The 12,864-nt window shown below is 50.5% G+C and carries 20 protein-coding genes; 18 read left to right on the forward strand and 2 right to left on the reverse strand.

Going from position 1 to position 12,864, the window contains the following annotated elements; all coding sequences use genetic code 11:
* The first annotated feature begins 139 nt into the window (after positions 1-139).
* The 6 genes from cspG to HV261_RS12430 all read left to right on the forward strand — a co-directional run bounded on the left by cspG (position 140) and on the right by HV261_RS12430 (position 2,184).
* Positions 140-352, forward strand: coding sequence for a cold shock protein CspG (gene cspG, locus HV261_RS12410; RefSeq protein WP_000066494.1), 213 nt, complete (start codon positions 140-142; stop codon positions 350-352).
* A gap of 10 nt (positions 353-362) precedes the next feature.
* Positions 363-551, forward strand: coding sequence for a cold shock small protein YmcF (ymcF, locus tag HV261_RS12415; protein ID WP_057069020.1), 189 nt, complete (start codon positions 363-365; stop codon positions 549-551).
* 73 nt (positions 552-624) lie between these two features.
* Entirely contained in the window at positions 625-855 is a 231-nt protein-coding gene (locus HV261_RS12420) for a hypothetical protein (RefSeq protein WP_000756041.1), read from the forward strand.
* A gap of 204 nt (positions 856-1,059) precedes the next feature.
* Positions 1,060-1,233, forward strand: a complete 174-nt coding sequence (locus HV261_RS12425; protein WP_001100119.1) for a GnsA/GnsB family addiction module toxin — start codon at positions 1,060-1,062, stop codon at positions 1,231-1,233.
* A gap of 441 nt (positions 1,234-1,674) precedes the next feature.
* Positions 1,675-1,839, forward strand: coding sequence for a YnfU family zinc-binding protein (locus tag HV261_RS27965; protein WP_213090494.1), 165 nt, complete (start codon positions 1,675-1,677; stop codon positions 1,837-1,839).
* Between the two features lie 117 nt (positions 1,840-1,956).
* Positions 1,957-2,184 (forward strand): hypothetical protein, encoded by a 228-nt coding sequence (locus HV261_RS12430; protein WP_088902172.1) that lies wholly within the window; start codon positions 1,957-1,959, stop codon positions 2,182-2,184.
* Here HV261_RS12430 and HV261_RS12435 read toward each other — a convergent pair.
* Positions 2,165-2,404, reverse strand: a complete 240-nt coding sequence (locus tag HV261_RS12435) for a DUF1883 domain-containing protein (RefSeq protein WP_088902173.1) — start codon at positions 2,402-2,404, stop codon at positions 2,165-2,167. The genes HV261_RS12430 and HV261_RS12435 overlap by 20 nt on opposite strands.
* Before the next feature lie 177 nt (positions 2,405-2,581).
* Between HV261_RS12435 and HV261_RS12440 the strand changes: the two genes are divergently transcribed.
* Entirely contained in the window at positions 2,582-3,220 is a 639-nt protein-coding gene (locus tag HV261_RS12440) for a hypothetical protein (RefSeq protein ID WP_072667361.1), read from the forward strand.
* 10 nt (positions 3,221-3,230) lie between these two features.
* On the opposite strand, the gene HV261_RS12445 is transcribed toward HV261_RS12440, so the two are convergent.
* Positions 3,231-3,734 (reverse strand): hypothetical protein, encoded by a 504-nt coding sequence (locus HV261_RS12445; RefSeq protein WP_032652440.1) that lies wholly within the window; start codon positions 3,732-3,734, stop codon positions 3,231-3,233.
* 290 nt (positions 3,735-4,024) lie between these two features.
* On the opposite strand from HV261_RS12445, the gene HV261_RS12450 reads away from it, so the two are divergent.
* The 11 genes from HV261_RS12450 (at position 4,025) to HV261_RS12500 (ending at position 12,862) form a co-directional block, all read left to right on the forward strand.
* Positions 4,025-4,594, forward strand: a complete 570-nt coding sequence (locus tag HV261_RS12450; RefSeq protein WP_000210383.1) for a hypothetical protein — start codon at positions 4,025-4,027, stop codon at positions 4,592-4,594.
* A complete protein-coding gene (locus HV261_RS12455; RefSeq protein WP_202038399.1) occupies positions 4,536-6,659 on the forward strand; it encodes a phage terminase large subunit family protein in 2,124 nt (707 codons plus the stop codon). The genes HV261_RS12450 and HV261_RS12455 overlap by 59 nt, the downstream gene beginning before the upstream one ends.
* Before the next feature lie 8 nt (positions 6,660-6,667).
* Positions 6,668-6,931, forward strand: coding sequence for a gpW family head-tail joining protein (gene gpW / locus HV261_RS12460; RefSeq protein ID WP_202038400.1), 264 nt, complete (start codon positions 6,668-6,670; stop codon positions 6,929-6,931).
* A complete protein-coding gene (locus HV261_RS12465; protein WP_202038401.1) occupies positions 6,931-8,568 on the forward strand; it encodes a phage portal protein in 1,638 nt (545 codons plus the stop codon). Before gpW ends, HV261_RS12465 begins: the two co-directional genes overlap by 1 nt.
* Positions 8,565-9,431 (forward strand): S49 family peptidase, encoded by an 867-nt coding sequence (locus HV261_RS12470; protein ID WP_001052909.1) that lies wholly within the window; start codon positions 8,565-8,567, stop codon positions 9,429-9,431. Before HV261_RS12465 ends, HV261_RS12470 begins: the two co-directional genes overlap by 4 nt.
* 1 nt (position 9,432) lies before the next feature.
* Positions 9,433-10,023 (forward strand): hypothetical protein, encoded by a 591-nt coding sequence (locus HV261_RS12475; protein WP_171846107.1) that lies wholly within the window; start codon positions 9,433-9,435, stop codon positions 10,021-10,023.
* Complete coding sequence (locus HV261_RS12480; protein ID WP_001472189.1) at positions 10,023-10,427, forward strand: head decoration protein; 405 nt, start codon at positions 10,023-10,025, stop codon at positions 10,425-10,427. Before HV261_RS12475 ends, HV261_RS12480 begins: the two co-directional genes overlap by 1 nt.
* Positions 10,428-10,524: 97 nt before the next feature.
* The gene (locus HV261_RS12485; protein WP_000427679.1) at positions 10,525-11,574 is read left to right on the forward strand and encodes a major capsid protein; all 1,050 of its coding nucleotides are present in this window, start codon (positions 10,525-10,527) and stop codon (positions 11,572-11,574) included.
* Between the two features lies 1 nt (position 11,575).
* Complete coding sequence (locus HV261_RS12490) at positions 11,576-11,956, forward strand: hypothetical protein (RefSeq protein ID WP_001118869.1); 381 nt, start codon at positions 11,576-11,578, stop codon at positions 11,954-11,956.
* A 4-nt stretch (positions 11,957-11,960) separates the two neighbouring features.
* Positions 11,961-12,320, forward strand: a complete 360-nt coding sequence (locus HV261_RS12495) for a head-tail joining protein (RefSeq protein ID WP_000537794.1) — start codon at positions 11,961-11,963, stop codon at positions 12,318-12,320.
* Positions 12,317-12,862, forward strand: coding sequence for a hypothetical protein (locus tag HV261_RS12500; RefSeq protein WP_001083242.1), 546 nt, complete (start codon positions 12,317-12,319; stop codon positions 12,860-12,862). The genes HV261_RS12495 and HV261_RS12500 overlap by 4 nt, the downstream gene beginning before the upstream one ends.
* Positions 12,863-12,864: the final 2 nt, after the last annotated feature.

Genomic DNA, 12,864 nt, shown 5'->3' on the forward strand with positions numbered 1-12,864 from the left:
TTGTAACGAATTTATCTGAAGCAGTCGCTGTAATAATTTTATTCCTTGTTCCTGTTGAGATTTCCTTGTTAGCTTTTCTCTCTGATAATTTTTTTTCGGACCATTCTGCCCAAGGGCTTACTCAATAAAGGTAATGTTTATGTCTAATAAAATGACTGGTTTAGTTAAATGGTTTAATCCTGAAAAAGGTTTTGGTTTTATCACTCCAAAAGATGGTAGTAAAGATGTGTTTGTTCACTTCTCTGCTATCCAGAGTAATGATTTCAAGACGTTGAATGAGAATCAGGAAGTTGAATTTAGTGTTGAACAGGGACCTAAAGGCCCCACGGCAGTTAATGTCGTGGCTGTATAAGGTAACTGTTATTACTAATAATATTCACTTCAGATGTCCGTGTTGCCACGGATCTCAGTACCGAACGTCAAACTTTGATGTTACTGAAAAAAATCCTTTCGGAGCAAAATGTATTTTTTGCAAATCAACAATGATTACATTTGATAATATTGCACTGTACATTCGTTCTGGTCAGTCTTCGTTAGAATTCAGAAAATAAATTTCAGGCTCCTTATGGAGCCTTTTTTGTATGCTGAACCGACAATCTCTGTAAGAGACATCACGGTAAAATTATGAAAAAAGTCATCGTTTTTTTTAATGCAGAACCAGCAGTTGTTGTAACCGTAATGAAAGGTATTACTACGATAATGCGTGAGTTTCCCAATGGGGAAAAAGCACACCTACCCGTGATGTCAGCGGGATTTCCATCTCTGACAGGAGACCATAAAATAGTTTATGTAGCCTCTGATCGTGATGTCAGTTCAGAAGAGATCCTCGAGGCAGCCTCGAAGCTTTTGAAATGAGATCTGGTTGTTTCGTGACCGACCCGGATTTTAGTACAGTGGTTTGTGTGGTCGCGAGCTCTTTTGCATGAAGATTGTACTGCAAACTATTGATAATTGAGTCTTTCTATTCTATCTTTTAAACATATCAGCGCTTATACAAGTGCTCTACGGGGAATGTAACATGCCTGGCGTTGATACGTTAGAGATCAAGAGAGGTAAACAATGAACGTCGAAGATTTAAAAAGAAAAACTGAAGCGGATATTTCTGAATTCATCACAAAAAAAATTATTGAACTCAAAAAAAAGACAGGAAAAGAAGTTTCCGATATCCAGTTTAATGCTCGTGAAAAAATGACTGGGCTTGAAAGCTATGATATTAAAATCACATTAATCTAATTGTTATAAGACTCAGTTCGAGTGAAAAAGCATTATCTTGAAAGGTAATGCTTTTTTATTTCTGTCATAAAATTTAGAACGTTGTCAAAGCCTTCACTTCTAACCACAGATTTTCTGCTTACCTTTTAACGGGTCCTCCTTGACGATTCTGACCATCGAGGGGCAGCAGCGGCGCGGGATTTGGAGCATTTTTGATTCTTCACGCAACCATTTCAGCATTTGATGCTGATGACGGAACACTATCCCCGAATACACTGGGTTTGTTGCATTCTCTGATTCAAAAGAACACGGTGTGCTTCAACTTGGCTGAGCAGGCATTACAGCAGACATTCACTGAGTGCCTGCGACAAAGTTAAATGGCATCAAGCATGCGATGATGATTGATTAATAATTGAGCTATGCATGGTATAATAAGCCCCATTCATTGAAAGGTTAACCACCATGTCATTTTTCGATTATGCAATGCAGCGTGTTGGGCTTGCAGCCAATACGACTGTCATGTGCCCGATATGCGGACATAAATCCACACACTCGACCACGAAAGTACGCCAACAACAGGCGTTACTTTGCCCTAAATGTAAATCGCTGTTTGTCATTCACAGATAACATGCGACCTGCTGAATATAACCGCCTACGGGCGGTTTTTTATTGCCATCACAAAGGCCACTTTCGAGTGGCTTTTTTAATGGTCATCACGACGGGTATTACAGCAGGAATTACTGAGTGCCTGCGATAATGCTCAATATTTTTATCGGAGTGAATATGCCACCGCGCACACCGAAGGCCGGCCTGAAAGGGGCGATACAAAAAAGGGAAAAAATGAAAAGACATAAGCGAAATAAAAAAGCCACCACATCTGCAAATGTGATGGCTGGCATTCGGATTAATTCAGGTTGGCTGAATAAGTTAGCCGCAGATATTACTAAAATAATTAATGAAGCATGTCCCTAATCTCATCTGAGATATCTCTTGGCCCTGCAGGCTGAGGCGCAACCAACCGGGTCGGAAGTCTCTCGAAGAAACCACCACCACCATGATGATGAAAACCCCGGTTATTTTTATAACTATTGAAGTTACTGTCGGTAGTGAGAAGGATGTTGCACTGGTGCGAGCAGTCAACAACAACGACATCACCTGCATTCAGGTGCATTCGTTTGTGAAGAAATTGCATAAGTCTCCTTATCAAGAGGCAATCAGCACTCCTCTCAAGGCTGGTACGCCAACGTCCCACCGCTGACGGGCTGAGCCATTACCTTACCCAGACTCAACGATAAGTAACATCCTGATATTCAGACAGTAACTGTAATCGATAATGCTGAAGAATAGGCAGTAAATACAGGTGACTGATATGGCAACACTGAAGGATTTATCAAACCAGTTAAAGCAACTGCAAAAGCAAATCCCGTTTGCCACAGCTCAGGCGATGACAAAAGTTGTACGCCAGATTGAGTTGGCTCAGAAGACGGCATTCGAACGACATCTGGAGAGCCCCACGCCGTTTACCGTTAAATCAGTTGGTTCGGTGGCGGCAAGAAAGAACAATCTGACCGCAAAGGTTTTTGTCCGTGATACCGCTGCTGGTTATCTGGAACCATTCGAGTTTGGCGGAGAGCACAAGCTCAATAGCCAGGCTCTATTAAATCCCAAGAACGTTAAGCTAAACAAATACGGCAACATGCCGCGTAATAAGCTCTCACAGCTTAAAGCAAAGGAAAATGTATTCGTAGGTGAGGTTGATGGCGTTAACGCTGTCTGGCAGCGTAAGAAGCCGATGAAAGCTAAGAAGCGACGGGCCAAACGTTCCGCTAACGGGACGCGAAGACCGAAACGCAAACAGCGTTCTCCAAAGCTTTTGATCCGGTTTGGTGATGCGCTACCTGTGACTCCAGTGCTGGGGTATATGGATAGGGCCCGTACCATGGCGAACGCACTGCTACCGTCTGCTTTAAATCAGGCGATAGCAGAAGCCATCAGGACGGCAAAATAAAAGCAGTAACTTATAAGTTAATTTCGCAAGCTTTTATGAAGCTGTTTACTGCAGTTGTCGATCCAGAAACATTGGCTGACATGGAATGCTGGTTTCCGCCATCCTTTGTTTGCACACCAACTAACACTTTGGATTTCGCCCCCTGAAGCTGCTTAAGCACTGTTTTCAGTTGGTCCGTGTCATCCGATTGAATCTGGAGGCTCTGAACATTACGTCTTGAAAGGGTAGCATCGAGCTTCACTGCGGTATTCCCGTCGACCTTCATTATCAGGTCCATTGGTACCTCTGATAGTGATTCGGTGCTTTTATCCATTTCAACGTATGCCGCCGATAGCTTTTCTTTAGTGCAGTCAAACACAATGGCGCCATTGTCGGATGAAACCTCGCCAAGCATCATTGCTTTCTTACCACCAGAGAAAAGGTCATCTTCAGTATTAGTTACCCACTGGGCATGAGCAATTGGTGATGCCAGCACTGCGGCTACGAAAGTTATTTTGATTATATTGTTACCCATTACATTCTCCTTGTATTGAATAGGAATAATCATAGTCGGAGCGAATGGTCGAAGCCATTAAAAAAATGGGTCCTTCCTGAGACTTTTGTAAGGCACGGGCATTGCGCGCCGCGGTGTTTTCCTAGCTACAACTTTCAGATTTGTGTCCCATGTCCCACCTCTGGCGATCATTACGGACACCTCGCCAGCTCTGGCTATTCCAGTTTATTCCAGTGGGACATTCTGGTGGGACATGGCAAAAATGTCCCAGGCGAATGTCCCACCCCAGAAAATGTCCCAGGTGATGTCCCATGACCACGATGAACCAGAGTCAGTACGCACAACATTCAGGTGTGGATCGCAAAACAATTGGTCGGTGGATTAAAGCCGGGCGCTTCATTGTGATGGACGGAGACCTGATTGACGTAGAGGCCAGCGATGCGGCATTGAAGAAAAACCGCGATGGCAAAGACCCGCGCGCCTCGAACGCGAAGAAAAAGAAAACTCCCGTCGTTAGCGATAACGATGATGACGGTGATGAAATCAATAAAACTGTCCGCCAGATAATGCTCACTGAAGGGGCAGATCTTTCGAGAGAGGAAGCGGGACGTATCCGCGAGAATTACATGGCCCTGCAGGCAAAGCTGCAGTATGAAAAAGACAGCGGCCAGCTTATTGAGCTGACAGCAGCCGAGGAGGTTTTATTCAACGCCTTTCGCCAACAGCGTGATGCCTGGCTTAACTGGCCGTCCAGGGTGGCGCCGCTAATGGCTGCTGATCTGGATGTACCGGCGGACAGGATGACAGAGGTGCTGATTGAACATGTCCACAAACACATCTCAGTCCTCGGAGAGCCAGAGTTTAACCCGGCAGAAGATTGAGCGTCTTGAATTAAGCGTCCGCAAAGGCTGGACACCCCCGCCGCGTATCAGTGTGCCGCAGTGGGCAGATGACTATCGTAAGCTGGCAAAAGAGGCTGGGAGCACTTCGGGAAACTGGGAAACATCGACGGTAGAAATTGCCCGCGGACCGATGCTTGCCGCGACGGAGTCCGGGGTTCATATCATCACTGTAATGTGCTGTACCCAGTTGATGAAGACAGCACTGCTGGAAAACCTTTTTGGCTATTTTGCCCACCTCGATCCTTGTCCGATACTGCTGCTGCAGCCGAAAGAAGAAGCCGCTGAACAGTTTTCGAAAGAGCGTATTAGCCCGCTGGTAAGGGTGACGCCGGTACTGCGTAAAATCATCGGTGATTCGAAACAGAAAAGCTCGAAAGAAACCATTCTTTACAAGGCGTTCACTGGCGGATTTCTGGCGCTGGCGGGTGCTGGTAGCCCTGATAACCTTGCGCGTCGTCCGATTCGTGTCCTGCTGGCGGATGAAGTGGACAAGTACCCGATAACCCGCGAAGGCGATCCAATTGCGCTGGCCGAAGAGCGTACAGCGACATTTGGCCTGACCTGGCTGTCTGTACGCGCCTGTTCGCCGACGGTGGAGGATGAGAGCCGCATTGCTGACAGCTACGCCGACTCCGATCAGCGCCGGGCATCTGTGGTTTGCCCGCACTGTGGCCACCGCCAGTTCCCCGACTTTTTCAAACACGTTCAGTGGCCGAAAGAGGGAGATAAACACCTGACTAAATCGGCGATGCTCTATTGCGAATGCTGTGGTAGTGGCTGGTCCGAAGGACAGCGCCTCAGAGCTCTGCAAACTATTCGATGGCATCAGACGCGCCCATTTGAGTGCTGCGGGGAGCGGCACTCACCGCTGATGGATTATGACCTTGTTTGGCGGGCGGCAGACGAGGGCAGCGTTGAAAAGGTCTGGCAATGGTCAGAGTCGGAACGGCATGCGGTCTATCGCGCAATCTGCCCCTCCTGTGGAAAGGAGGCAGTCGATAACCACCACGTGGGGTACCAGGCATCCAAGCTTTTCAGCCCCTGGCAAAAAGATAAGCCGTCGGATATTGCGAAAAAATATATCGATGCGAAGGGCGATCCGGATAAGGAACAGGCGTGGTGGAATACCCAGATGGGGCTTCCGCACCGACCTAATCATGGGAAACAGCTCCCTGTTGATGTTCTGCTGGCGCGCCGGGAAATATTTCCGGCCCTCGTTCCGGACGGGGTGGCATTGTTAACAGCTGGAGTTGATACCCAGGACGATCGCTTCGAAATTACGATCACCGGCTGGGGGAGAGATGAAGAATCGTGGTCGGTCGCGCATGACGTTATTTATGGTGACCTTGAGACGGAAGAACCCTGGAAGCGACTGGATGCATACCTGAAACAGATCTGGCGACGTGGTGACGGGCGCGGCCTGAATATCATGGCAACGTGCATGGACTCCGGCGGCCACCATACGCAGAAGGTATACGAATTCGCCAAAGAGCGTCTTGGCCGTCGTGTCTGGGCAATTAAGGGGGAGTCTGCACAGGGAGGCAAACGCAATCCTGTCTGGCCGACCAAACGACCATCATCGAAAAGCAAAGCCAGTTTCCGCCCTGTCATTCTGGGGGTTAACTCAGCGAAAGACGTGATACGCGGTCGCCTGCATCTTGAGCCACCCAAACCTGGCGCCGCCGCTGCGGGTTATATGCATTTTCCTGACGATCGCGATCTCGGGTACTTCAATCAGCTGCTGGCGGAGCGACTGGTTTACAAAGTCATTTCCGGGCAGCGGTACAGTATCTGGGAAGCAATACCAGGACGAGCTAACGAAGCGCTTGACTGCCTCGTTTACAGCTATGCCGCGCTGTGCGGTCTCAAACATATGGGGTTAAAACTCAACGTCCGGGCCGCCAACCTCGAAGCCGATCCGGATAAGTTCCTGCCAGCGCCAGTTGGACAGGAAGAAAAAATCAATTACGAGCTGCCGGGTGCGGTTATTGAAGAACCAGCGCCGGTCAAACGTAAGCGAATATCGCAACTCCTGCCGAAATAAGGAAAATCATGTTCAACCGGAACACCAGCCTGCTTGCCGGCGCAATGACTAACGATCAGCTCAGGGATGCGCTTGCGAAAGCTCAGCAGGCGTACATTGATTTAGCAACCGGGAGCCACGGTGTTTCGTTTTCCTATACGCAGGGAGACGGGACGCGATCAGTGTCCTATCAGCAAAGCACCCTGGCTGATCTGCTGGCCCTGATTCAACTTCTGCAGGCGCAACTGGGGATTATCTCTCGTCCCCGGAAACCAGCGAGGTTTAGATTCTGATGAATAAAGTACAGATACTGGGCTCTGATGGGCAGCCGTTGCGACAGCAGCGTCCCTCTATGCTGGTGGGGGGGAGCCGCGTACCTTATGACGCAGCTGACTCTTTCAGCGATCAACTGGCGAACTGGCAACCCGCGCTGTGGTCCCCGGACAATGAAATTAACATTTACCGGGATCGCATCGTGTCCCGCGCACGCGATCTGGTCCGTAATGACGGCTGGGCAAACGGTGCGGTCACACGTCTGCTGGATAATGCGGTTGGTGCCAACTTCCGCCCCATCATGAAACCCGATTACCGTGTTCTCAGAATGATCACCGGAAACAAGGCGTTTGATGCGTCCTGGGCGGAAGAGTACGGAAAAGCACTGGACGGGCACTGGCGGACCTGGAGTAACGATCCTGGCCGGTATTGTGATGTTGAACGAAAACTCACCGTGTCGCAGATGTTACGCCTGGGATTTCGTCACAAGCTTATTGACGGGGATGCTCTGGCCATTCTCCAGTACAGAACTGACAGGCTTGGTCCCGGAAGAGGGCGTTACGCCACCACGGTACAGATTGTCGATCCTGACCGCCTCAGTAATCCTCAGCAGAATTTCGATATGCCAAATGTCCGTGGTGGCGTTGAAATTGATGCGGACGGTGCGCCGGTTGCTTACCACATCAGGGAGGCCCATATCGGTGACTGGTGGAGCGGGGCTAAAACCATGACGTGGCAGCGTATCCCGCGTGAAACTGACTGGGGCCGCCCGCATGTGGTTCACGATTTTGATCATGAGCGTGGCGCGCAGCACCGCGGTAACGGCATCCTGACTCCGGTTATTCAGCGTCTGAAAATGCTGGTGAAGTATGACCAGAGTGAGCTTGAGGCAGCAATTCTTAATGCCATATTTGCCGCTTACATTGAGTCACCCTATGACCCTGCGATGGTTCAGTCTGCCCTGGGCGAGACCTATGACGAGTCGGAGTTAGGCACTTATCAGGACGGGCGTGTTGAGTTCCATAACGATCGGCGTCTGACACTTCAGAATGGTGCCCGAATGCCCATTCTTTATCCTGGTGAGAAAATCACGACGGTTAACGCGGCGCGGCCCTACAGCAATTTTGAAGTCTTCGAATCTGCTGTTCTCCGTAATTTTTCTTCAGGAACAGGGTTGTCCCCACAGCAGGTCACCCAGGACTGGTCTGACGTTAACTACAGTTCTGCACGCTCCTCGTTGCTGGAGGCATGGAAAACACTGACTCGCCGCCGGGACGATTTTTCTACCGGCTTCGCTCAGCCCATTCTCACCGCCTTTGTTGAAGAAGTTCACGACAATGAGGATTTACCCCTGCCCGCAGGCGCACCTGATTTTGTTGACGCCAGAGCCGCGTATTCTCGCGCGCGCTGGATGGGGCCAGGGCGCGGCTGGGTGGATCCGGTTGCAGAGAAAAAAGGCGCCATTCTTGGTCTGGATGCCGGACTTTCCTCCCTCGAGATTGAGGTGGGTGAAAACGTCGGTGAAGACTGGGAAGAAGTGCTTGATCAGCGCCAGAGAGAAATTGAGTCATGTCTTAAACGCGGATTACCGCTTCCGAGCTGGGCACAGGCTGACCAGTTTGCGAGCCAGACCATTACCGATCCGGAGGAAAAGTGAATCTACCCCATCTGGCCCAGCGATTATTTAACACCCCGCTGGCGCTGCACCCGAGTAAAGCCGAAGTCATCATGGCATCCGTAATGGACCGATTTGGTATCAGTAAAATCGAATCTTCTCTTGCCATGGAGGATGACTGGTACGGATATGACGATAACCGGGGACGTGAATCCCGTAGTGATCCGGGTTATGACAATGTGCTGGGTGTCGCCGTCATCCCGATATGCGGAACGCTGGTGCAAAAACTGGGCAGTCTGCGTCCGTACAGTGGAATGACAGGGTATGACGGCATTCGTCAGGCGTTTCTTACTGCGATGGAAGATCCCGACATTTCGGGCATTTGCCTGGATATCGACTCACCCGGCGGCGAGGTCGCTGGATGCTTCGATCTGGTTGATGTCATTTACGGCTCCCGGGGGAAAAAGCCTATCCATGCCATTCTGACGGAAAGCGCTTATTCCGCTGCGTATGCCATTGCCAGTGCAGCGGACCGGATTTCTGTTCCGCGCACCGGCGGAGTGGGTTCTGTGGGTGTGATCACCATGCACCTTGACTGGACGCAGCGGATTAAAGATGACGGTCTTAAAGTTACGATCATCACCTATGGATCCCGCAAGGCTGAAGGTTCGCCGCTGAGAGAGTTGTCAGATGAAGCGCTGGCCGCCATCCAGCAGGACATTAACACCATGGGCGAATTGTTTGTGAACACTGTTGCCAGAAACCGGGGGATTAGCGCAAAGGTTATAAAAAGTACCCAGGCCGCCTGTTTTATGGCTGCTGATGGCGTTGAAATTGGACTGGCTGATGAGGTGTGTCCTCCTGACGCTGCGTTCAAAAACTTACTTGAAAAAACAGGAGCCTGAAATGGCAAAGAAAAAGACGTTTAGTTTTGCTCACCTCATTGGTCTTGGCCCTTCCGCTTCTGAGGAAGAAGAGGATAAAAAAGCCAAAAAAGCGAAAGCCCGTCGCGCGGAAGAGGACGAGCGCGAAGATGATGCCGATGATGATGAGCGCGACGACGACGCGGAAGAAGACGAACGCGACGATGATGCTGAAGATGACGGCGATGATCCGGATGCGTCAGAAGATGATGATTCTGAAGACGACGGCGACGACGATCGCAAAGAGAGTAAGGCGGTAAAAAATGCACGCGCTGCTGAGCGTAAACGCTGCGCCCGTATTTTCGGCAGTAAGCATGCAGCTGCGAATCCTTCACTGGCCGCGTCACTGGCTTTCAATACCGGGATGAGTTCTGCGGCAGCAATTAATGTCCTAGCCTCTTCGGCTCCGGCCGCAGCCGCATCTCAGCCATCCCGTAAACGCTCTCTCGATCAGCGTATGCAGGAAAGCCACCAGGTCCGGCTTAATCCGGATAGCGGACAGAAAGAGACCGGAAAGTCTGCGCTGGTAAGTAAAATGACCGTCCTCTACAACTCCACAAGAGGAGAGAAATAATGGATCAGTTTGGTCAGAATGCGTTTGCGCCTGGCATGAAGAGCGCGCTGTTTGTTCCGGATCAGCTTGTCGCTGGCACGCTCCAGCTGGTGACTGACACCGGGATCATTACGGGCGGTGCCTTTAAGCGTGGTACTGTCCTGGGCCTGGTGGCTGCCAGCGGGAAATACACGCAATGTGTGAAAACGGCTGAAGATGGCAGTCAGTTACCCGTTGCTATTCTGGTTGATGATGTTGATGCATCGTCTTCCGATCAGAACGGCGGCCTGTATCTGATGGGGGAATTCAACCAGCACCGAATTATTTTTGATAACTCCTGGACGACCGCTGACCTGAAAAAAGCGCTCCGACCGCTGGCTATCTTCCTGAAAGACAGTGACCAGGCACCTGTAACCACCTCCTGATTTCCCCCACGGCTCTCCTGACGAATGCTTTAACCGGCAGGGGCTGGCTCGTTTAAATTTTTTGCCAGCTGCGGCTGGCACTATCAAGAGACTGAATATGGAAAATATTTTTGATACCAGCGTGCTGGTGCAGGTTGTTCCTAACCTGAAAACCAGTCAGAACTGGCTGCTCGATCGCTTCTTCCCGAATGTCGTGACTTACGAGACTGAAGAAGTGGCGATTGATGTTGATGTCGGCCTGCGTCGTATGGCGCCGTTCGTCTCCCCGCTGGTGGAAGGTAAGCTGGTCGAATCCCGTAAATACCAGACCAATACCTTCAAACCGGCATACATCAAAGATAAGCGCGCGCCGGACCTGCGCAAACCTATCCGCCGCCAGATTGGTGAGCGTATTGGCGGGGAATATACCGCTGCCGAGCGCGAAATGCTGAACCTTCAGTTTGAAATGACTGACCAGATTGACATGATCAACCGTCGTCTGGAATGGATGGCGGCGAGTGCGCTGGTGTCCGGGACCGTAACCGTCGCCGGGGAGGGCTATGAAACTCAGGTGGTGGATTTCGGGCGTGCTTCGGATCTGACCATCACTCTTAGCGGCTCGGATAAATGGCCACTGACCGTTGCAGCTGGCGCTACCAATACCCAGCCATCAGATGACATTGAAATCTGGCAGACTACTTTCCTGAAAGAGTCCGGCTCTGTCGCCACGGATCTGGTCTTTACGAATAAGTCATGGCGTGCATTCCGACTGGATACCACCATCAAGGATAACGCCATTACATTCCCGGCGCTGAGCCCGTTTGGTAACCAGATTAACGCCGGCCCACAGGTAATGAAGGGCGCAATTTATAAAGGGCGCTGGGGTAACTTTGACCTCTGGTTATATAACGACTGGTTTATTGACCCGCTGGATAACGTCGAGAAGCCTATGATCCCCGATGGCGCTGTCATTATGAGTGGTGCCGATCTGATGGGTACCCGCGCCTTTGGCGTTATCCTGGACCCGGCTTTCAACTACGGTCCGCTGGCTTATGCGCCAAAATCCTGGGTGAAAGAAGATCCAGCCCAGCGTCTTATCCTGATGCAATCCTCCCCGCTGGTTATTCCGAGCCGGGTAAATGCATCCCTCTGCGCAACGGTGGTCTGATATGGCAAAACAACCTAATACCGGGCTGGCTGATGATCTGAATGCAGAAGGATCTGCCAAAGACGGCCTGAGCGTTGACGACCTGAATGCTGGCGATAACACCCAGGAAAAACAGCCTTTGAGCAAAACAGATGATGCCGAATTGTCTGTTGATGACGATGGTGGTGACGAAAAATCCGGAGACACTGAATCGCAGGAGTATGTGGTGTTGAAAGGGAATTGCATTCGTCATGACGGGGAGATGTACCGCGAAAATATGCGCATCCCTGTAACCGGCAAAGATGCTGAGCGTCTTCTGCAGTCCGGCGTTATTGCTGATGTTGATGTGCTTCGTAAGCGAGTTCTTGCTTCTCAGCCATCAGTTTCAGTTACGACAGGGTAATGACATGGGCGTGGACTGGGATTCTCATCTTCTGAGTCCGCTGCATGATGTCTTTGGCGATGAGCACGAGTACCGTCCACGTAACGGTACTCCTTTTACAATTAACGGGATTTTTGACCGTGGTTATGCGCAGGTTGCTGAAAACCTTGATGGCGATTCAGAAATTAACACCTCCAGCCCGATGTTGGGTGTGCGCGATGCTGAATTTCGCAAGCTGGGTAAATCGCAACCTGCTGTATCTGACCGGGTATTTATAAAGACGGTCGGTGGTCACATCATCAATCAGTTATTTGTTGTGTCAAACGTCGAACCCGACAGTCATGGCGGATCTCGTCTTGTCCTCAATGTGGTAAAACCGCGATGAATTCAGCAGCGATACGGCAAATGGTTGTCACTGCACTAACCGGGACAACCAGCGCGGGCGACCGCGTATTCTCTCCACGCGACTGGTCAACTTCACCAGATATGTATCCTGTGTTGTTGGTTCAGACGCCTTTTGAACAGAAAAAATCACAGGGGCGTAATACCCCTGCTTTTACCACCCTCACCACTGTCAGGATCACTGGGCGCGTTCAGGAGTATGACGGCGATACAGTGGATGATGGAGCCATGCGGGCAGAGCTGGCGCTTGAAAGCCTTCGCGAGCAGGTGGAGCGCGCGGTGATCAACAGCTACGAACTGACGCGGAATATTCAGAAATACGCGGAAGTTCGTTCAACCATCAATGTTGATTCAGAAGGAGAGGCCCATATGGGGCAGCTTCTTTTCGAGATCGACATAGAGCATTACCAGGGGCCGGAAGATTTTTATCCTGTCCAGTCGGTTCCCCTTGAGGGCATGGATATTGCGGTCGACATGCCAGACGGCACAGTTAAACCGGGTATCAGCCTCAATCTTCAGGAGTAATC

It is taken from the genome of Citrobacter sp. RHBSTW-00671 (assembly GCF_014103415.1).
In the GTDB taxonomy this organism is placed as follows: Bacteria; Pseudomonadota; Gammaproteobacteria; order Enterobacterales; family Enterobacteriaceae; genus Citrobacter.